Origin of the sequence: Roseibium sp. SCP14 (assembly GCF_040329475.1) — a bacterium.
In the GTDB taxonomy this organism is placed as follows: domain Bacteria; phylum Pseudomonadota; class Alphaproteobacteria; order Rhizobiales; family Stappiaceae; genus Roseibium.
Window position 1 is genome coordinate 51,622 of record NZ_JBDZYH010000012.1, and the last position, 19,246, is coordinate 70,867.

Genomic DNA, 19,246 nt, shown 5'->3' on the forward strand with positions numbered 1-19,246 from the left:
CGGATTGATCGCAACGTGATCCAACTGGACAAGATCTGCGTCGATTTTGGTGGTTTGCGGGCTGTGGACCACGCAAGCTTCAAGATTGACGCAGGCCGCATCACCGGTCTGATCGGGCCCAATGGTGCGGGTAAGACAACTGCATTCAACGTCATTGCGGGGGCAATTAGACCAGGTTCCGGGCGCGTCCTGTTCGACGGGCGTGATGTCACCAGACTGAAGCCCTACCAACGGGCTCAGGCAGGTCTGGCACGCACGTTTCAGATCCCGCACGAGTTCTCGAGATTGTCCGTTCTGGAAAATCTGATGGCCTCGGCCTCCGCGCCCGAGGGTGAGAATGTCTTCAACGTTGTCTTTCGTCGCGGTCGGTACTCGGCCGAAGAGCGCGAGATCTATGAGCGGGCACGCGAAACCGTCCGCCTTCTGGAACTTGAGCACGTGATCGATGAACAGGCCGGAAACCTCTCAGGGGGACAGAAGAAACTGGTTGAACTCGGGCGCGCCTTGATGCGCGAACCCAAGATCATTCTGCTCGATGAGATCGGAGCTGGGATCAACCGGACTCTTCTTTCAAAGCTGGCGGACAAGATCCTGATGCTGAACAAGGAGCGTGGCCTGACCTTCTGCCTGATCGAACATGATCTCGACTATGTTTCCAAGCTCTGTGACCACGTTCTGGTGATGGCTCAAGGGGCTCTGCTGACCGAAGGATCGGTGGAGGAAGTTCGTAGCGACGAGCGGGTCATCGAAGCCTATTTCGGCGGCGGCAAATACGAGGCTCATCTATGACGGAGCGCCTGTGTGTGACCGGGTTGACGGCAGGCTATGGCGGTCCGCCTATCATTGAAGACATTGCGCTGACAGTTGAGCCGGGAGAGATCGCCGTTGTTCTTGGTCCCAATGGTGCCGGAAAGTCGACACTCCTGAAGACGATCTTCGCTCTCACCACGGTTTCCTCCGGGTCCATTCGGCTCGGCGAACGCGAACTGACCGGTTCCAAAACGTCTGCGCTGGTGCCGCTTGGCGTGTCGGCTGTACCTCAGAGCAAGAACGTGTTTCCGTCCATGACCGTGGATGAAAACCTGGATGTGGGCACTTATGCGGCCCCGCCTGCCGACAAGACGGCGACCCGGGAGCGGGTTCTTTCGCTCTTTCCGGACCTCAAGGCAAAGTTGAAACAGCCTGCCGGAGAGCTGTCAGGCGGACAGAGGCAAATGGTGGCCATGGGTCGGGCATTGATGAGCGATCCCAAGCTGGTGCTTCTGGACGAACCGACCGCGGGCCTTTCGCCCGCATACCTGGAAAAGATCTTCGATCTCCTGCTGGACATCCGCAAAACCGGGATCACGATATTGATGGTGGAACAGAACGCCCGCCAGGCGCTGCAGATTGCCGATCATGGCCACATTCTGGTAAATGGCCGCAACCATGCCAGCGGAACGGGCAAGGAGCTTCTGGCAGACGAAGACGTACGCCGCCTGTTTCTCGGAGGCGCGGCGGGATGAGCGAGTTCGTCAATTTCTATCTGTTCCCCGCACTGACGATCGGCAGCATCTATGCTCTCGGGGCTGTCGGGATTTCCATGATCTTCGGCATTTTGCGGTTTGCACATTTTGCTCATGGCGATCTGATGACCCTTGGCACCTACGGGATCCTTGCTGCCGCAGCCCTGCTTCCGGTGAACCCGTTGTTGCTCGTTCCATTCGCGATGGCGATGACGATCTTTGCCGCGCTTTTCGTCGACCGGTTCTTCTACCGTCCGTTACGCGACCTGCCGACGATTTATACGGTGATTTCCTCCTTCGGCATCGCTCTGGTGTTCCGCTCGATCGTGCAGCTTATCTGGGGATCTGAAAATCAGGTGCTTGTTGCCGGTGTCAGCCCGCCTCTGGTCCTGTTCGATACCTTCCGGGTTTCCATTCTGCATCTGCAGGCAATCGTGACGACGGCGGTCATCGCAGTGCTGCTGCATTACTTCCTGACGGCAACCCGGACAGGCCGCTCCATGAGGGCCGTTGCGGACGATCCCGAACTTGCCGAGGTCTCCGGCCTCGACACCGCCAAGGTGGTGCGCTGGACGTGGATCATCGGCGCGGCCCTGGCGGCAATCGCCGGTGCCTTTGCCGCACTCAACACCAGTGCCCATCCGAACCTCGGCTGGAACCTGCTTCTGCCGATGTTCGCGGCAGCCATTCTCGGCGGGATCGGCAAGCCAATGGGGGCTATGGCGGGCGGCTTCATCATCGGGACGGCCGAGGAGCTTTCCTCTTATCACTGGATCGGCGACAGCGCGTTGATTTCACCGTCCTACAAGACGGCAGTGGCGTTTGTGATCATGATCGGATTGCTGATCTTCCGTCCGCAGGGGCTCTTCAAGGGGAGGTTGCTGTAATGGAACTTACCGGCCTCTTCTTCTATGTCGTCAGCTTGCTGATCCTTGGGGGCATTTATGCTCTGCTTTGTCTCGCATTGAACATTCAATGGGGCATGGGTGGATTGTTCAACGCCGGTATCGCCGGGTTTTACGGCGTCGGTGCCTATACGTCTGCGATCCTGACGACCGCAGCTTCCGGAAGACATCTTGGCGGGTTCTCGATGCCCGTTCCGATCGGTCTCGTCGGCGCGGCGATTGTCGCCGGGGTTGCGGGCTGGGCGGTCGCCAGGATCTGCGTTCGCCTCAAGAGTGACTATCTGGCGATGGCGTCCATCGGCATTGCCGAAATCCTGCGCCTGGTCTTCGTCAATGAAAGCTGGCTGACCAACGGCAGCCTCGGGGTTTCCCGGATACCGCGGCCGCTAGCCGATTTCACCTCGGGGCGGACGGGGGATGTTGTCTTTCTGGGGTTTGTCTGGATTGTCGTGCTTCTGGTTTTCCTGGCTTCATCCCGCCTTTACGACAGTCCCTGGGGGCGCAGCCTTCGCGCGATCCGGGACAATGAAGCCTCGGCGTCTGCTGCCGGCAAGGATGTCGAAAAGTTCCGTATCCAGACCTTCGTCATCGGTTGTGCTGTCATGGGGATTGCCGGCGGATTGTCAGCCCACTATTTCCGCTTTCTGTCGCCAACGGCGACGGACCCCTTGCTGGTGACATTCCTGGTTTGGGTGATGCTGATGGCCGGGGGCTCAGGCAACAACAAGGGCGCCATTGTCGGTGCTTTGAGTATCTGGACAATCTGGTCGGTCACCGAGATCTTCACCAACCGGCTGCCGCCGGAATGGGCCACCCGCAGCTCCTTCATCCGCATGCTGCTCGTCGGCCTTCTGCTCCAGTTTGTGCTCCAGCGCTTCCGCGCAGGACTCATTCCGGAAAAGTCACCTCCGGTGAAGTTCCGGAAGGAATAGCGGGTTCAATTTCAAATGCTTCCGGCACTGGTACACAGCCGTCGAAACATCACGTCATCACCGACTGTCAGGTACTTTGCAAGTGCCTGTATGTTCATCAGGTCTACCGACCGGAAGACGCACCGGTTGCAGCTTTATCCGAAATACAGGATCCGCATGCTCCCATTCCATCTGATGCGTTCATCCTGCGAAACAGGCAACACGGTTGTCATTCTGACCGCCAGGGTTGAAGGTGGTGATGTCAGCAGGCAGAGATGATTTCCAGGGGCATATGAAATGACGACATATTCAATAGACACGCTTGAAAAATACAAGAGTGTCACGACTGCGACCCTGACCACCGTTTTGCTGAAGAAAGGGCTCAGAAACGTCTGGATCCGGGAAGCCTTTCCTCTCAGTCCCGACCAGGAACGCGTCGCCGGGCCGGCTTTCACCTTGCGTTTCGTGCCAAGCCGTGAAGATCTCGCCACGCCTGCGTCCTGGACATCGCCCAACTCGACGCGCGGGGCGGTTGAAGCCATGCCCGAAGGCTGCGTCGCCATTGTGGCTGCCGATGGATGCTCGGATGCCGGTGTTTTCGGGGACATTCTCTGCCAGCGCATGAAGTACCGCAAAGTCGCTGCGATGATCACCGACGGGGTCGTGCGCGACCTGGAAGGTGTTGTCCAGTCGGAATTGAGCGTCTGGAGCAAGGGTACTGCCGCGCCTCCCTCGGTAGCGGGTCTGACCTTCGTGAACTGGCAGGAGCCTGTTGGTTGCGGCGGGGTCGCGATCTTTCCCGACGATCTGATCGTGGCCGACAGGGATGGAGCCGTCGTTGTACCGGCCGCGCTTGTCGATGAGGTGCTGGAAATGGCGCTGGAGCAGGAACGGCTTGAAGCGTGGATCCTTGATGAGGTTCAAAACGGTGCGTCTCTGCCGGGTCTGTATCCGCCAAACGAAGAAAATCTGCGCCGCTACAGGGAAAGCCGAACCAAGACATAGCGGGCATGCGCAACTTATCTGGATATCACAGGAGACAAACGGCTGGTTCTGGTCATGGTACTCGCTTTAGCAATACTGCGTTGTTGATCTACGCCGTTGTCCGGTCAGCGACTTCCAAAAGCTGCCCCGATATGGCATTCAACGGTGGTTTGCTGGGAGTTTCAGAAAAGTGACCAATCTGACTCAAGTGGAGTGGTCGAAGTTACCGTCTCCGGAAGACGATGGGCGAGCAGCACATTTGACCGGAGCAAAGATGGCATCGGTGCCTCTTGTGGCGACTGATGGCTCCGTAGTCGACCTTGCCGGCGTCTCCGGCCTGACGGTCGTCTATGCATATCCTATGACAGGCCGTCCTGACACGCCGCTCCCCGATGGTTGGGATGATATTCCCGGCGCTCGCGGTTGCACCCCACAATCATGTGCATTCCGTGATCATCATGCTGAGCTGAGCAGTTTCGGTGTGTCTCAAGTCTATGGCCTTTCAACACAGACATCTGGCTACCAGCGCGAAGCCGTAGAGCGATTGCATTTGCCTTTCGCGCTTTTGTCGGATGAAAACCTGGCTCTTGCCAGTGCAATGCGGCTGCCAACCTTCGACGTCGATGGCTTATCGCTCCTGAAGAGACTGACGCTGGTCATTCGTGATGGCGTGATAGCCGAAGTCTTCTATCCCGTCTTTCCGCCGGATCGAAATGCTGCGGATGTCATGAACTGGCTTTCGCGGCAGTTGTGAACTGACGGGACGCTCGCGTTCGTGCGCGCAAATTCAATACAGACCGGGTCGCCAACGGCGAACATCTCGGGCAAAACCGGCCTTCGGACAAGCCCATTTTCTGGTCGCGTGATACGACCGCCGATGCCCTGACGTCCCAGTGCCAGCCACGGTCCGTAACCACTCCTATTCCAGCATCGATTTGCCTCTGGTTTCGGGGATCAAGAGCACGGTGATCAGGCTTAGGACCGAAAGGGCCATCAGGTAGTAGACCGGAGCAAAATCGTCCGCGGTACGTTCAACGAGATAGGTCGCGACCAGCGGCGTCGTGCCCCCGAACAGCGACAGGCAGAAATTGTAGGAGATTGAAAGTACGCTGACCCGGACCCGGTGCGGCACGATTTCGGCCTGGGTCGCGATATTGGCGGCGTAGACGCAGCTGAAAAGCACGGTGAAGCCGAGTTGACCGAGCAGGATCAGAACGGTGTCGGTATGGTGCATCAGCCAGAACAATGGCCAGGAAAACACAATTATCCCGATGATGCCTGACAGCAGAATCGGCTTGCGGCCAATGCGGTCGGCCATGAGTGCGAACGCCAGCGGCAGGAAGGTGATGACCGCCATGCAGATCGTGTTGATGTCCAGCGCCTTTGCGGTCGAAACGTGCATGCGATCGGTCAGGTAGCCGACCGCATAGACGAACATCATGTAAAAACCCACATTGATCGCCAGTGCCAGACCCATCACCTTGAGCATGTCCCGCCAGTGCTCCGTGAACGCCACCACCACCGGCGAGCGCTGCCACTCCTCCTCGTATTCCGGCGCCGGTGGCTCCTCGATGTGGCGGCGCAGCAGCATTGCGACCAGAGCAATCAGCGCCCCTGCCAGGAAGGGCAGGCGCCAACCCCAGGTCTGAAGCGCATCCTGGTCCAGCAGGTTGTTGAGCAAGGTCGAGACTGCCGAACCCAGAAGGAAACCGCCGAACGCTCCGCACAGCACCCAGCTTGCGTAAAAAGCACGGCGATTGCGCGGCGCGTATTCCACGATGAACGTCGTGGAACCGGTATATTCACCACCGACCGAGAAGCCTTGCAGGATCCTGAGCGCAATCAGAAACACTGCGGCCAACGGTCCGATCTGTCCGACGTCCGGCAGAAGTCCGATCGAAACCGTCGTAATGCCCATCAGCGAAACCGACAGTATCAGCACCAGCTTGCGCCCCACCTTGTCGCCGATGTGACCAAATACGAGTGCCCCCAGTGGCCGCGAAAGATAGCCGACTGCGAAGGTGCCATACGTGGCCAGGAGCGAGGTGAAGTCGTCGTTCGATGGAAAGAATAGCTGACCGATGACTGGCGCCATATAGGCATAGACGGCGAAGTCGTACCATTCCATGACGTTGCCGATCGCCCCGGCAAAAGCGTTCTTGCGCACCTTCCCGATCGACACATCGCTATCTGCCATCAAGACATCCTCCTAACACACACGCAGTGCTAACCGTCTCAGGCAGTAGACAGTAAACTTTATCGGGCGCTTGTGAAGTCGTGCCCCTATTGCGGGTGGTTGCCGGGTCGGCTGCAAGCAGCGGGTACTACCGAAGCAGACACGCGGCATAGACCTCGCATCAAGGGCCAGCCGTTCTAAAGCGATGTTGAATTTGTGCTTGAGGATAGCAGTCCGGGTTCCTTGCAAGACTTTGCTGAGGAAATCATGAGGCCTGTCTGCGACATGTCCTGACGTCAGCGGTGGGCGTAGCTGATCACCCAATATCCTGAAATGGGGCGCACTTTCAAAGACACGAACGGTCGAGAACGGGTTCGTTGATCTGCGGCAGCAGTGGCAGATTGTTCTCCGGCACCCTCGCGCAATGACTCTGAGTGCGATTTCGTTTAGCTTGCCACCATGACAAATGCCATCGCAACTCGCATTCATCAACGAACCGAGGCTGTCTTTCGTAGTCTGGTTACGACCTCTCCCATGGTGATCCTGGTGAGAGAGGGCGTAAAACACATGGCCACTCGTCACGGCACTTACACCGCGCGTACGGGAGAGGTCTTTTTGTTTCCCGAGCGCACACCGTACGAAATTCGTAACAAGCTCGGGCCGACAGGTCTCTACAACGCAACCGCGATCACGATCCCAAGAGCAGTTATTCCGATCACAGGGGAGCGAGCTTACCTGCGGGCGACCAATGACAGTCGCGTTGTCGGAGCTTTTGAAAGAGCTGTGATCGCGGCCTCCGACCCACTTGTTCCCGAACCGCTTCGTGCGCACTACGTCCAGGAAGTGCTGCTGTGGCTCTCGGAATTGGGCATCAGTTTTCCGTCTCAACAGAAGGAAAGCGTCGAGGACCGCGTTCGCGATCTGGTGTGCAAGTCGCTTGATCACCATTGGAAAGCTGAGAACGTGGCAAAGCAACTTGGGCTGTCGGAGGCTTCACTAAGACGGCATTTGGCGCGCTGCGGTACAAGTTTCAGTGCTGTGCTTTCCGATGCGCGGATGACCCGGGCCCTGGCATTGCTTCACTCCACCGATCTGTCGATCAATCGCATTGCACTTGAAGTGGGATATGCGTCTCCGTCTCAATTCGCGGCCCGTTTTCGCGACCGTTTTGAGGTGACACCGTCAGCCATTCGAGGCGGAGCTTTGATCGAATCCGGACAAGAATTGATCGAATGAGGTGCGAGGGAACTGAGCGCAAAGCCTAGCATCGTTTCATCTCAAAAAGGAGAAGAACGATGCCAAACGCTCTCAGGTATTTTGCCCTCACATCAGCCGCCTTTCTCGTCGCTGCACCGCTGACGGTTGGAACGGCCCGTGCAGAAATGTCGTTGCAATCAAGCGATATCGCCGATGGCCAGCTCATGGAGATGGAGCAAGTCTTTTCCGGGTTTGGCTGCGATGGTGCCAATCTGTCACCGGCATTGTCATGGTCGGGTGCGCCTGAAGGTACCAAAAGCTTTGTGGTGACTGCTTATGACCCTGACGCGCCGACAGGTTCCGGCTGGTGGCACTGGGCGCTCGTCAATCTCCCGGCCGACACGACCGAATTGCCCAAAAGCGCTGGCGCGATAGATTTCGATCTTCCGGGCAAAGCGTTCAATGCGCGCAATGATTATTCGCAAAACGCGTTTGGTGGTGCGTGTCCGCCACAAGGCGATGCACCTCATCGCTATGTATTCACAGTCTTTGCAATGCCTCAAGAAACCTTGCCAATTGACGAGACTGCATCAGGTGCACTTGTTGGGTTTTACGCCAACAACACGGCGCTCGACAGAGTTTCAATCACCGCAAAATACGGCCGGTAACAACGTCGGCATGGCCGAACTCGCAGGCCCGCCTGGATGATGGCTCTCTGGGATCCAGCTCTCCTGGATAGCGAGAAGCACCGAAGTGCTGCCTGCGGCTTTTACATGTTTCCAGGTGATGGGCCGCGTGGCCGGGGTCCGTCTTGTTGACGGGAGAGGGGATAGCTGCGCCTTGACGACCGCTTCGGATGACCGTGTCGGCCGGGCTGAGGCTCAGCATTAACTGCAAATGTCATTTCCCGGCATTTCCGCTTCATCGGCAAGTCTTTGAATTCAAAGGTTGAAAATATGACCGCTCCACTTTCATCCATTCGGGTCATTGAACTCGGTCAGCTTATCGCCGGTCCCTATTGCGGTCAGCTTCTGGCAGATTTCGGTGCTGAGGTAATCAAGGTGGAGCCGCCGAAGGTTGGCGATGCCATGCGTCAATGGGGACGGCCGGACGTCAATGGTGATCCCGTCTGGTGGGACGTGATTGCACGCGGAAAACGCTCGATTACAGTCGATTTGCGCTCGGGCGACGGACAGAGTGTCCTGCGTGACCTCGTCGCCGAGGCCGATGTGCTGATCGAAAATTTCCGGCCCGGAACGATGGAGCGTTGGGGCCTCGCATACGAAACGTTGTCAGAGATCAACCCGCGACTGATCATGGCTCGCGTATCAGGCTACGGTCAGGACGGCCCCTATTCAGGCCGTGCGGGATTTGCTTCGGTTTGCGAAGCAATGGGAGGGCTTCGGGCCATTTCGGGTTATCCCGACCGGCCACCCGTCCGGGTCGGTCTCTCCTTAGGCGACACAATGGCCGGCATCAATGCCGCAATGGGCGTTCTGCTGGCACTTGAGCACAGGCACAAGACCGGCAGAGGACAGGTCGTCGACAGCGCCATTTATGAAAGTGTGCTCTCGCTGACCGAGGCTCTTGTGTCCGAGTTTGACGCCGGAGGACACATTCGGCAGCGACACGGTTCAGCGTTGCCTGGCATTGCGCCGTCGAATGCCTATTCGACGGGTGACGGCCGGGAGATGATTATCGGAGCCAATCAGGACTCGGTGTTTCGACATTTCTGCAATGTCATCGGACAACCGGCTCTTGCTGACGATCCTCGCTTTGCAAACCATCGGTCACGTGGCGAAAACGCCCAGGAACTTGATGCGGTCATTACCGAATGGACGCGTCAAAGGCCCTCTTTGGAAATGCTGGATGAGCTTGCAGCCGCAGGTGTGCCGGCTGGCTTGGCATATACGGCCGAGGAAATGGTCGAGGACCCGCATTTTTCCGCGCGCGAGAGCGTCGTCCGCATCGTCGATCCCAAACGCGGCGGCACGCTCGCCATGCAGAATGTCTTTCCCCGCTTGTCTGAAAGTCCAGGCTTCGTTCGAGGTCTCGGCCCTGAGTTGGGCGAAGACACGCAGGACGTGCTTTCAGAAATCCTTGGATACGGAGCCACGCGGATCCGCGCGTTGAAAGAGGCGTGCGCGACCTGACGCACGTCGGGAGGAAAAACATGAACCAGAATTTTGAAGGAAGACCAGCGTGATAGAACCTATCATCGTCGTCTCCGTACTGATCTTCATGATCGGTGTCGGAGCACCGATATTTCTCGCGCTTGGCACGAGCGGCCTTGTCGGCCTGTGGATGGCACGGGGACCCCTTGCGTTCTTTTTTGCACCGACCTCGTTTTTCGGTCAGCTCAATTCGTTCGAACTGATCGCTCTGCCGCTCTTTATCCTCATGGGCAATCTGCTCGCCGCAACGCCGGTTGGCAAAAATCTGTTCCGGGCGGCGGCTCTCTGGCTGCAATGGTTGCGTGGCGGGCTTGCGATTGCAACCGTCGGCGCTTCCGCGATCTTCGGTGCTGTCTCGGGAGTTTCGGTTGCAGGGGTCGCGGCGGTGGGATCGATTGCGGTCCCGCAAATGCTGGAACGCGGTTACTCGAGAGGCCTGGCCGCCGGTTCGGTTGCCTCGTCGGGTGCGCTCGCCATGCTCATCCCGCCGTCTGTGCCGTTCATCATCTATGGCGCCGTTTCGGGTGTGAGCGTCGGCGCCTTGTTCATCGGCGGCATCCTTCCCGGAATAGCGCTGGCGCTGGCGCTGTCGATATACATTTCCATCCGCGTTTTCCTGAACCCGTCGGAAGCTCCGAAGGAAGAAGGTCCAACACCGCCCCTCACTGAACGCATCAGAGCCCTAGGCGGTGTCTGGCATGCGCTCTTGCTGGTGTTCATCGTTCTCGGTGCGATCTATTCCGGAATTGCCACCCCTTCCGAAGCGGCCGCGTTTGGTGCCGCCGGAGCGTTTCTGATCGCGGCACTCATTTTTCGAGTGCTGGATGTTCGAAAAACGATGCAGATCTTCGCGAGCTCCGTGAAGGTCTCCGGGGCGATCCTGCTTATCATCGGCTGTGCCAAGATCTTCGGCGACTATCTCAACCTCGTCCGTGTTCCCGAGACCGTCAGTACCATGTTGACGGCAACGGACCTGCCTCCCTGGGGAATTCTGGTCGTGCTGATGATCGCGCTGGTTCTTCTCGGAATGTTGGTCGACGCCGTTTCACTCATCGTGGTGACCACGCCGATCCTTTTACCGCTTGTTCAAACGCTTGGCTACGACCCGCTCTGGTTCGGCATCATCCTTGTAATGAACCTTGAAATCGCAGTTGTCACGCCACCGGTGGGGCTCAACCTCTACGCGCTCAGGGGCGTCTGTCCCATGCTGTCTGTCGAAGAGATCATCCGCTCTGTCATCCCCTTCGTCTTCGTACAGTTTCTCATGCTGATGATCTTCGTTTTGTTCCCCGAACTGAGCCTGTGGCTACCAAGCCTTGTTTAACCGTCATTATCTAAAGAGGAGTAGACCAATGACCCAGACCCGTCGCAGTTTTCTGCAATCAGCCGCCGCGCTTGCCGGATCGACAGCATTTCTTGGCTCGTATTCCGGTCTCGCACGGGCTGAAACCGCGATCACCGGCGTGAATTATCTTCCCCCCAGCTACAAGGCACTGTCCTTCGGGGCAGCCGGTTTTGTCGAGCGCCTGAACGCTGCAGATGCCGTTTCCGTCGACTACTACGACAGCGGCAAACTATTGAAGGCCGACGAACAGCTCCCAGCCCTTCGTGCGGGCACGATCGACTTCATGTTTCACACATCCAGCTATATCACCCGTTCGATCCCGATCCTCGGGATCACCGGAATGCCGGGGGTCGTTGAAGCGCTTCATAAAAATCCGGACCGGTTGAAAAAAGGCAGTCCTCTCTTCAACCTCATCAACGAGGAGCTGGCCAAAGAAGGCCTTCACATGGTCTCGATGATGGGGAATGTTCTCGAACCGGAATATATCTGGTCGACTGCAGCCGCCCCTGTGAAGTCGATCGCGGATATCGACGGCAAGAAGATACGTGTCGTGAGTTTTGAAGCGACACAGGTGATCGAGAATCTTGGTGGCGCAGCCGTTCGCATCCCGTCTTCGGAGCTTTATCTCGCGCTTCAACGCAACACTGTCGATGCCGCTGTGGCAAATATCTCAACGATTATCGGGCGTTCGCTCCAGGAACAGCTGGCCTATGTCTACAAGCTGCCGCTCACAGCTTACGGTATCGGGCTTTTTGTAACCACCAGCAGGTGGGCTGACATGGCCGACAATGAAAAGGTGGCCTTTGAGGACGCCAGCGCCTGGTTCGATGAAAATGGTGCCGCAGAGGCCAACAATAAGATCTATCCCGATGAGTTCTGGCCGGCAATCAAAGCGGCCGGGATCGAAGTGATCGAGCCCACCGCCGAAGACCTACTGGCGCTCGAGGAGGCATCGGTCAGCGTGCGCGATGAATGGATCGCACAAGTCGGACCGGAAGTTGGTGAACGTGCAATCGCGTTGGCGCTCGGCGCGAATTGACGGGGAGGGTGCCATGAGAACGATCCTGACGCGTCTGTTTCAGACCACCGAAACGATCGGGCAGCTCGTGCTCGGCTTCATGGTCGTGACGATCTGTTACGATGCGATGATGCGCTACGTTTTTATGGCGCCCACGTCCTGGTCTCTTGAGGTCAACACCTTCCTTATCGTCTATGTCGCAGTGATGACGGCGGCAAACGTTCAGCGCGATGACGGCCATATCCGGATCACTTTCTTTGCGGACATGGCAGGACCGGGCACCCAGCGGCTGTTGCGCATATTCACGGCTCTCGCCGGAATAGGCTTCTCTTCAATCATGGCCTGGCGCGGGTGGCTTATCGCCTATCAGGCCTGGGAGTATGGCGAGAGGGTCTCGTCGAGTTTCGGCACGCCAATGGTTGTTCCCTACGCTCTTCTGCCGCTCGGTTTTGGAACCCTGGCCATCCAGTTCCTGATCGATTTGTTCGATGCGCTCTTTTGGCCTGACCGGCACGGACCCCACAGCTCAACCATGCAGGAAATCTGACGATGACACCGCGCCGCCCTGTGATTTGCGAGGTTGCTCCTCGCGATGGATTTCAATCCATATCCAAACCGCTGCCGACGGCAGACAAAATCGCCATTATTCGTGAACTTTCGGACGCCGGATGCCCGCGGATCGAAATCGGCAGCTTTGTCAGCCCAAAAGCTGTCCCTCAGATGGCTGATATGAAAAAGATTGTTGCAGAGGTTCGCGATCTTCCCGCGCGGCTGTCCGTTCTTGTACCGAACGTGCGTGGCGCGGAGCTGGCGCTTGAAACCGGGATGGAAGAAGTCGTGTACGTTTTCTCCGTATCAGAGGCTCACAATCGCAGCAACGTTCAGCAAAGTGTGGCGGAATCACTGGACGGTCTCTCTCGAATTGCGCGTATTCTGCCACACGAAATACGTCTCCGGGTAGATCTCGCCACGGCTTTCGACTGCCCGTTTGAACACACAGTCCACGAAAACGCTATTCTTTCTGCCGTTCGCCGTGTTGGTGAGATCGTACCGACCGCGGAGATCGCGCTTTGCGACACTACCGGGCGTGCGCCTCCTTTCGTCGTTCGAAGCCGATTTTCCGCGGTGATGGCCGAGCCGATGGTTCAACAGAACGCCTGGGCGTTTCATGGACACGATACGTTCGGGCAGGGCATCGCAAACGCGCTTGCGGCATGGGGCGCCGGTGTGGATGTTTTCGACACTGCCGCCGCAGGACTTGGTGGATGTCCTTTCGCTCCCGGCGCGACCGGAAACACAGCGACAGAAGATCTTGTCTATGCGTTCAACTCCGGTGGGGCCGCGACCGGCATCAATCTGATGGCGCTACTGAACGTAGCTGATCGGATCGCTGATCTCCCTGAGGCAGTGTCCGAGAGCCACATTCGGCGTGTTCCCCGAAAGAGTTTGCGAGCGGCCTGACCGGCATCACGAGTGACTGGAAATCAATACCAGGAAGGAAAACATTGGGCGAGATTGCGCGTCCAAATATGCAACATCCCGTGTAAGTATTATCGAAACCGAATGCCGCATCCCGCATTGGGTTGCGGACCGCCGGCTCAGGAAACCGTAATTTCCATGAGCAGAATTCCGCTCCGGCACCAACAAGAAAACGGATCACTCGGCCGGGGCGGATCAACTGATCAGCCAAAGAGGTGTGTTGCACGCCTTTCCGATGCCAGCCTGCTCTGCCCCAGTCTTCACGCTCTAAACGAGAACAAGAGGATGTATCGCGCTCGAATTGATAGATTCAACAAGTGCGAGAAGTAAATGCAAGCTGAACTGCTCGCAAAAATTGAATAAATATGTCACTATTTGAGTGCAACCTTACGTCATTTTGATCGAGGTAGGGATGAAAAATATCAGTATTGCTCAACATGTCTCGGATTCAACTCGTTATTTGGAAAATGAATTTGGTGATGTCGACTTCTGGCCGGGCGCTTGTGACATCATTTCGGATGTCGTTTCAGGAACCGGGGCGGTGCTCCTTCCTCTTGATCCAAATATCAGAGATACGAATATCATTACGTCGCCAAGAATGGAGGAGCTTACACGCGTCTATCTGAAGGACGGGTGGTTCAAGCGTGATCTCAGGCAGGCATCAATCCCGCTGCTTCTGACGCGCGGGTATGCCCAGGACGGAGAGTTTATTGATCCGTCGGTCGTTCGCAAGGCGCCCTACTATCAGGAACTGCTGGCTCCATTCGACGTCGGAAACGCGCTGATACTCCTTTTGTCGATTTGCGGGAGACGCTGGGCGCTTTCAATCCAGAGGGATGGTCGCAAAGGGGAGTTTACCACCGAGCAAATTCGAGGGGTAATGCAGTTGAAGGCACTGATCGAGCGCGCGGCGGCGATCACGGCTCAAAACACGGTCCTTAGCATTTCAAGTCATTTCAGTGCGTTTCATGCTCCCGACGAATTCATGGTCTGTCTGAGCCGCGACAACTCGGTGCTAAAAACAGAAGGCTGCCCCGAACTGCTGAAGCGGTGGAATGCACAAATTATTGCAGATCGTCTTGTGTTCGACAGCACGGACATCAGTCGAAGATGGAAAGCGTTCCTTGAACGGACAAAGCCGAACATGCGGTTTGTGTGGGAGCTTCAGCGCGCACCGGCCTGTATCGCCAGATCGAAACACGTCAGGCTCTTCGCGAAGTCCTCGAAGTTGTACCGGGACGATTACGGATTGATCTTGGCGGACCGGATCATTTCCTTCAAGGAGACGACTTCCGACAAGAGTTTTCACGGCTTGATCGCCAATACCCTCAAAGTGTCAGAACGTCAGGGTGAAATCGCCTATCTGATTGCAGGCGGCCTGTCGACGCTTGAGATTGCAAAGATGCTGGGCATATCTGCCGAAACAGTCCGTCATCACGTCAAGTACATCTCGGCAAGAACCGGCCTTAGATCAATGGTTCGTATTGCCGTCGCCGTAAACGAGATTGTTCCGGTTGATGCGCCGGACATCAACTGAAAGGCGCTCGACGGTTCAATTGATTCCAGAGCATTCCAGTCGTTGCTCCTGAAAGCGGTATCCCTTGATCGTGGGATGCGGGCAAAGCGCATTTGTTCTTAGATGTTCACGCAAAAACACAATGCAATTCAGTTGAAGAGCGCTTCTGCGCCGGACTGCATTTCCCTTCCACAGTCTGTAGAAATATTGAGGGACATTATGAAACAGCGAGTTTTCAGTATTGCGGCCTTTTCCATTTTCACATTGTTATGTGCCGGGGCGGCTCACGCGGATGTCGCCTGTGTTCAGTCCGAGCTGAAGTCGGCCGGTTACAATCCGGGACCAGTCGATGGGGCTCTGGGCAAGAGAACCGTAAGTGCTTCTCAGCAGATGGGAACCGACTACGGTATGCCTTTGCCGACGCTTGATGACGCCAGCTCGGCAAAGTGGTGCACGGCTCTGAAGGAAACAAATGCGGCCGCTCGCATAGATACGAAAGAAAAGCTTCTGAGCGAAATCGCCGGACGAAAGCTCACACTTGACGGTAACTGGGTAGTGATCAATGCCGACGGCACGCTCGAAGGGGTTTTCGGAAAGAAAACCGTGAAGGGAACCTGGGAAGTCAAGGACGGCTACTGGTGCCGGACGCTTACATCCCCCGCCAGTAACACCGATTGCCAGGTCTACAGGCTCACACCCAAGGGCCTCGTCATCACGCGCAAGAAGGGCAAAGGCAAGTCAGTCACATACCAGGTCGCGGGTTCATAAGCCGATCTCAGACAGTTGCGGGTCGCATATTGATGCCGACGGCCTGCGCTTCGCACAGACGCACTATTCCTCGCGCATGCTGGTGCGGAGCGCCTGGGTGAGCGGATCGATCAGATATTCCGCGACGGTGCGCTCGGTGGTTGGAATGATGACTTCGGCGGGCATTCCAGGCGACAAACGTTTGCGTTTGCTTTCCGATATTGCTCCTTCGGCGACGATGACACGGACAAGATAGTAGGGTTCTTCTTCAGCTTCCGGCTCGATGGTATCAGGCGACAGAAACGCCACCTTGCCGGAGACGACCGGCATCTCACGGTGCGGAAAAGCCGGAAAGCGAACCTGGGCCGCCATACCGGGCATCAGACTATCGATATCGATCGGGCGGACACGGGCGTTGATGATGAGATTATCGTGCAGCGGCACCAGCTCCATGATCGGATCACCGGAACGAACGATCCCGCCAACAGTGTGAACGGCCAGATTCTGAACAGTGCCGTCAATGGGTGCACGGATTTCGGTGCGGGTGAGGACATCGGCAGCGACTGCGACGCGTTCCTCGATCTCGGTGATGTCGTCTCGCACCCCCTTCAACTCGGAGACCGCACGTTCGCGGAACCGGTTGGCAACCTGGATGATTTCAAGTTCCGTTTCCGCGCGCATCTGCCCGACACGCGCAATTTCCGATACGGTCGCGCCGATCTCGCCGGCCAGCCGCGCGCCTTCGCGTTCCATGGCCGCAAGGCGGTTGATGGCCACTGCGCCGAGTTCCCTGCCTTCGCGCAGCCTCTTGATCTCTTCGCTCATGAAAATCCGTTGCAGCTTAAGTGAAGATGCGCGCTCCTGCTGACCTTCGATCTGCTTGTCGATCTGGTCCAGGCGGCGTTCGAGAATCCGCGTCTGACTTGCGAAGACGGCACGGCGGTCGGAAAAAAGATCGATCTGCCCCTGAACCGATCTGACGAGATCAGTGTCGCTTTCGTTCGCAACGGCTGGCGGGAATACGATTTCGGTTTCGTCGAGTTGCTCTGCTATCAGTCTGGCCTCCGCCGCCTTGGCGATCAGAAGCTGCTTGCGGAGAATTTCCAGATTGGCAATCGCCTCGACGGTCTTCAGCGTCACGAGAACATCACCTTTCCTGACGCGTTGTGCTTCCTTCACACGAATGCGCTCGATGATGCCGCCCTCCAGATGCTGGATCGCCTTGCGATGACTTTCGACCGCCACAGAGGCCGGAGCGACGATCGCGCTCGCAAGAGGTGCAGTCAACGCCCATCCGCCAATGGCGCCAAAGGTAGCCAGGATGGTCGCCATGCCGGCAATGACGAAAGGTTTCGGGGAGTATCTGCGGGAACACTGAGTTTTCATGACGTTTCCGATCGAAACGTTCCTGGGGTGCCGTTTCCAACATGAGCCGGCGACGACGCTTTTGCATCAGGTCCTGAAGCGGCTGTCTTGCGAAGGGTGCTTGCACCGCCGTTTACAGCGGGCTTTGCCGGGTCGGGTGCGATCGAAGGCGCCATCAGTTCGGATGCCGGACCAAATCCTTGCTGCCGCCCCTCATTCAGCACCAACGCCTTGTCGGCCAGCGCCAACAGGTTCGGTTTGTGGGTGACGAAAACAACCGTCTGCTTGCTTTTCTTGGCCCGCCGGATCGCGGTTGCCAGGGCTTCGTCACCGGCACTGTCGAGGTTGGAGTTCGGCTCGTCGAGCACGATCAGCACCGGATTGCCATAAAGCGCGCGCGCCAATGCAACGCGCTGTCGCTGCCCGGCAGACAGATGGCGCCCGGCTTCGCCGATCTGAGTGTCGTAACCCTCCGGAAATGACTGGATGAGTCCGTGCACGCCTGCCTGCCTGGCCGCATCCTGGATCATCTCGGCGTGCTGTTCGCCGAAGCGGGCAATGTTCTCGGCAACCGTACCCTCGAATAACTCGACGTCCTGAGGCACATAGCCAAGCAGCTTGCCGAGCCGCTCCCGGTCCCAGTGTCGGAATTCAGAACCGTCGAAACGCACGTAACCGGCGCGCGGGCGCCAGACGCCGATCAGATGGCGCACAAGGCTCGACTTGCCTGCGCCACTCGGCCCGACGACCGCGCAGACTTCTCCCGCATCGAGTGCGAAGTTGAGACCTGCGAGCACCGTCGTCTCGCTGCCCGGAACCCGCCCGACGAGACCTTCGACAGATATCCGTCCCGACGGACGCGACAGAGGCATGCGTTCGGGGATCTCGGGCATGTCTTCAAACAGCGCCTTCAGCCGACCATAGGCATCTCGCGCAGCAACAAAGGCCTTCCAGTGGGCGACCGATTGTTCGACCGGCGCAAGTGCCCGGCCCATCATGATCGAGGCTGTGATCATGACGCCCGGGGTGATCGCGTCGTGAAGCACGAGCCAGGCACCTGTACCCAGAATGCCGACCTGAAGGGCGGTGCGCAGGAACTTTGACAGCGACAGGATGGCGCTGCCCCTGTCGCTCGCTGCCGTGTGCCGGTCGAGCAGGTGGCTGCGGCGCTCCAGCCAGCGTTCGCAGATCGCTCGTTCCATGCCGAGCGCCTGGACGACTTCGGCATTGACCAGTGTCCCGCTGGCATAATCATTCGTCTCGCGCGCCGCCTGCGAGGCGGAACGGAGCGCCTTGCGCGTCAGAAGCTCGTTCATCAGAGCGAGGAAAAACAGGAGCACCGCACCGGAGGTGGCGACCATTCCAAGCAGGGGGTGAAACAGAAAACAGATGGCGAGAAACACCGGCACCCAGGGCGCGTCGCAGAAGGTCAGCAGGCCTTGCCCGGCAAGAAACTCGCGCAGGCGGTCGACATCCACCAGTGCCATGCGGCTTTGCGCTTGCGGCACATGAGGAGCCCTGTCCACCACACGGCGGAACAGAGGTTGCGCAAGATCGGTGTCGAAGCGCATCCCCGCCCGTGCCAGCACGCGCGAGCGGATGAATTCCATCGTGCCGTAGAGCGCCAGCAGACCGCCGGCGATCAGGGTAAGCATCAGCAGCGTGGTCTCGTTCCGACTCTGCAAAACGCGGTCGTATATCTGCAGCATGTAGAGCGGACCGACGAACAGCAGCACATTCGTGAAAAAGCTGAAGAACACCGTCATCAGCAGGGCGGGCCTGTAACGGGCAAAAGCTGTCTGAAATGGCTGGTCCGTGGCCTTCACGATGTGCACTCACCTGTTCTAACTAGAAACTGACATCGTTTTCTCCATCCCCGCCGGCCTGCGCATTGACGGGAAATGCGCAGGGCCAGCCTGGTGAT

18 protein-coding genes are annotated in these 19,246 nt (G+C 57.7%); 15 read left to right on the plus strand and 3 right to left on the minus strand.

What is annotated here, in order from left to right:
- The first annotated feature begins 15 nt into the window (after positions 1-15).
- The 6 genes from ABLQ08_RS29745 (at position 16) to ABLQ08_RS29770 (ending at position 5,059) form a co-directional block, all read left to right on the plus strand.
- The gene (locus ABLQ08_RS29745) at positions 16-789 is read left to right on the plus strand and encodes an ABC transporter ATP-binding protein (protein ID WP_352950116.1); all 774 of its coding nucleotides are present in this window, start codon (positions 16-18) and stop codon (positions 787-789) included.
- Positions 786-1,505, plus strand: coding sequence for an ABC transporter ATP-binding protein (locus ABLQ08_RS29750; RefSeq protein WP_352950118.1), 720 nt, complete (start codon positions 786-788; stop codon positions 1,503-1,505). The genes ABLQ08_RS29745 and ABLQ08_RS29750 overlap by 4 nt, the downstream gene beginning before the upstream one ends.
- Positions 1,502-2,392, plus strand: a complete 891-nt coding sequence (locus ABLQ08_RS29755; RefSeq protein ID WP_352950120.1) for a branched-chain amino acid ABC transporter permease — start codon at positions 1,502-1,504, stop codon at positions 2,390-2,392. The genes ABLQ08_RS29750 and ABLQ08_RS29755 overlap by 4 nt, the downstream gene beginning before the upstream one ends.
- Positions 2,392-3,342, plus strand: coding sequence for a branched-chain amino acid ABC transporter permease (locus tag ABLQ08_RS29760; RefSeq protein WP_352950122.1), 951 nt, complete (start codon positions 2,392-2,394; stop codon positions 3,340-3,342). The genes ABLQ08_RS29755 and ABLQ08_RS29760 overlap by 1 nt, the downstream gene beginning before the upstream one ends.
- Before the next feature lie 276 nt (positions 3,343-3,618).
- Entirely contained in the window at positions 3,619-4,326 is a 708-nt protein-coding gene (locus tag ABLQ08_RS29765) for a ribonuclease activity regulator RraA (RefSeq protein WP_352950124.1), read from the plus strand.
- A 169-nt stretch (positions 4,327-4,495) separates the two neighbouring features.
- Positions 4,496-5,059, plus strand: coding sequence for a peroxiredoxin (locus tag ABLQ08_RS29770; RefSeq protein WP_352950126.1), 564 nt, complete (start codon positions 4,496-4,498; stop codon positions 5,057-5,059).
- Between the two features lie 165 nt (positions 5,060-5,224).
- Here the strand turns inward: ABLQ08_RS29770 and ABLQ08_RS29775 are convergent, their stop codons facing one another.
- Entirely contained in the window at positions 5,225-6,502 is a 1,278-nt protein-coding gene (locus ABLQ08_RS29775) for an MFS transporter (protein WP_352950128.1), read from the minus strand.
- Positions 6,503-6,940: 438 nt separating this feature from the next.
- On the opposite strand from ABLQ08_RS29775, the gene ABLQ08_RS29780 reads away from it, so the two are divergent.
- The 9 genes from ABLQ08_RS29780 (at position 6,941) to ABLQ08_RS29820 (ending at position 15,978) form a co-directional block, all read left to right on the plus strand.
- The gene (locus ABLQ08_RS29780) at positions 6,941-7,717 is read left to right on the plus strand and encodes a helix-turn-helix transcriptional regulator (protein WP_352950130.1); all 777 of its coding nucleotides are present in this window, start codon (positions 6,941-6,943) and stop codon (positions 7,715-7,717) included.
- 59 nt (positions 7,718-7,776) lie between these two features.
- Complete coding sequence (locus ABLQ08_RS29785) at positions 7,777-8,346, plus strand: YbhB/YbcL family Raf kinase inhibitor-like protein (protein ID WP_417714969.1); 570 nt, start codon at positions 7,777-7,779, stop codon at positions 8,344-8,346.
- A 288-nt stretch (positions 8,347-8,634) separates the two neighbouring features.
- Positions 8,635-9,831 (plus strand): CaiB/BaiF CoA transferase family protein, encoded by a 1,197-nt coding sequence (locus ABLQ08_RS29790; protein ID WP_352950132.1) that lies wholly within the window; start codon positions 8,635-8,637, stop codon positions 9,829-9,831.
- Between the two features lie 49 nt (positions 9,832-9,880).
- Positions 9,881-11,176, plus strand: a complete 1,296-nt coding sequence (locus ABLQ08_RS29795) for a TRAP transporter large permease (protein WP_352950134.1) — start codon at positions 9,881-9,883, stop codon at positions 11,174-11,176.
- Positions 11,177-11,204: 28 nt separating this feature from the next.
- Complete coding sequence (locus ABLQ08_RS29800; RefSeq protein WP_352950136.1) at positions 11,205-12,236, plus strand: TRAP transporter substrate-binding protein; 1,032 nt, start codon at positions 11,205-11,207, stop codon at positions 12,234-12,236.
- A gap of 13 nt (positions 12,237-12,249) precedes the next feature.
- Positions 12,250-12,762, plus strand: a complete 513-nt coding sequence (locus ABLQ08_RS29805; RefSeq protein ID WP_352950138.1) for a TRAP transporter small permease — start codon at positions 12,250-12,252, stop codon at positions 12,760-12,762.
- A 2-nt stretch (positions 12,763-12,764) separates the two neighbouring features.
- The gene (locus ABLQ08_RS29810) at positions 12,765-13,676 is read left to right on the plus strand and encodes a hydroxymethylglutaryl-CoA lyase (RefSeq protein WP_352950140.1); all 912 of its coding nucleotides are present in this window, start codon (positions 12,765-12,767) and stop codon (positions 13,674-13,676) included.
- Positions 13,677-14,106: 430 nt separating this feature from the next.
- On the plus strand, positions 14,107-15,231 hold the full coding sequence (locus ABLQ08_RS29815) for a helix-turn-helix transcriptional regulator (RefSeq protein WP_352950142.1): 1,125 nt from the start codon (positions 14,107-14,109) through the stop codon (positions 15,229-15,231).
- Positions 15,232-15,429: 198 nt separating this feature from the next.
- The gene (locus ABLQ08_RS29820; RefSeq protein ID WP_352950144.1) at positions 15,430-15,978 is read left to right on the plus strand and encodes a peptidoglycan-binding domain-containing protein; all 549 of its coding nucleotides are present in this window, start codon (positions 15,430-15,432) and stop codon (positions 15,976-15,978) included.
- A 63-nt stretch (positions 15,979-16,041) separates the two neighbouring features.
- Here the strand turns inward: ABLQ08_RS29820 and ABLQ08_RS29825 are convergent, their stop codons facing one another.
- Both ABLQ08_RS29825 and ABLQ08_RS29830 read right to left on the minus strand, forming a co-directional pair.
- The gene (locus tag ABLQ08_RS29825; protein ID WP_352950146.1) at positions 16,042-17,343 is read right to left on the minus strand and encodes an HlyD family type I secretion periplasmic adaptor subunit; all 1,302 of its coding nucleotides are present in this window, start codon (positions 17,341-17,343) and stop codon (positions 16,042-16,044) included.
- Complete coding sequence (locus ABLQ08_RS29830) at positions 17,340-19,157, minus strand: type I secretion system permease/ATPase (protein ID WP_352950148.1); 1,818 nt, start codon at positions 19,155-19,157, stop codon at positions 17,340-17,342. The genes ABLQ08_RS29825 and ABLQ08_RS29830 overlap by 4 nt, the downstream gene beginning before the upstream one ends.
- Positions 19,158-19,246: the final 89 nt, after the last annotated feature.

What these genes read in the sequence shown, in the direction of transcription:
- ABLQ08_RS29750 (WP_352950118.1), top strand. Translation starts at nt 786, where the DNA reads ATGACGGAGCGCCTGTGTGTGACCGGGTTGACGGCAGGCTATGGCGGT.
- ABLQ08_RS29755 (WP_352950120.1), top strand. Translation starts at nt 1,502, where the DNA reads ATGAGCGAGTTCGTCAATTTCTATCTGTTCCCCGCACTGACGATCGGC.
- ABLQ08_RS29760 (WP_352950122.1), top strand. Translation starts at nt 2,392, where the DNA reads ATGGAACTTACCGGCCTCTTCTTCTATGTCGTCAGCTTGCTGATCCTT.
- ABLQ08_RS29765 (WP_352950124.1), top strand. Translation starts at nt 3,619, where the DNA reads ATGACGACATATTCAATAGACACGCTTGAAAAATACAAGAGTGTCACG.
- ABLQ08_RS29775 (WP_352950128.1), bottom strand. Translation starts at nt 6,502, where the DNA reads ATGGCAGATAGCGATGTGTCGATCGGGAAGGTGCGCAAGAACGCTTTT.
- ABLQ08_RS29780 (WP_352950130.1), top strand. Translation starts at nt 6,941, where the DNA reads ATGACAAATGCCATCGCAACTCGCATTCATCAACGAACCGAGGCTGTC.
- ABLQ08_RS29785 (WP_417714969.1), top strand. Translation starts at nt 7,777, where the DNA reads ATGCCAAACGCTCTCAGGTATTTTGCCCTCACATCAGCCGCCTTTCTC.
- ABLQ08_RS29790 (WP_352950132.1), top strand. Translation starts at nt 8,635, where the DNA reads ATGACCGCTCCACTTTCATCCATTCGGGTCATTGAACTCGGTCAGCTT.
- ABLQ08_RS29800 (WP_352950136.1), top strand. Translation starts at nt 11,205, where the DNA reads ATGACCCAGACCCGTCGCAGTTTTCTGCAATCAGCCGCCGCGCTTGCC.
- ABLQ08_RS29805 (WP_352950138.1), top strand. Translation starts at nt 12,250, where the DNA reads ATGAGAACGATCCTGACGCGTCTGTTTCAGACCACCGAAACGATCGGG.
- ABLQ08_RS29810 (WP_352950140.1), top strand. Translation starts at nt 12,765, where the DNA reads ATGACACCGCGCCGCCCTGTGATTTGCGAGGTTGCTCCTCGCGATGGA.
- ABLQ08_RS29815 (WP_352950142.1), top strand. Translation starts at nt 14,107, where the DNA reads ATGAAAAATATCAGTATTGCTCAACATGTCTCGGATTCAACTCGTTAT.
- ABLQ08_RS29820 (WP_352950144.1), top strand. Translation starts at nt 15,430, where the DNA reads ATGAAACAGCGAGTTTTCAGTATTGCGGCCTTTTCCATTTTCACATTG.
- ABLQ08_RS29825 (WP_352950146.1), bottom strand. Translation starts at nt 17,343, where the DNA reads ATGAAAACTCAGTGTTCCCGCAGATACTCCCCGAAACCTTTCGTCATT.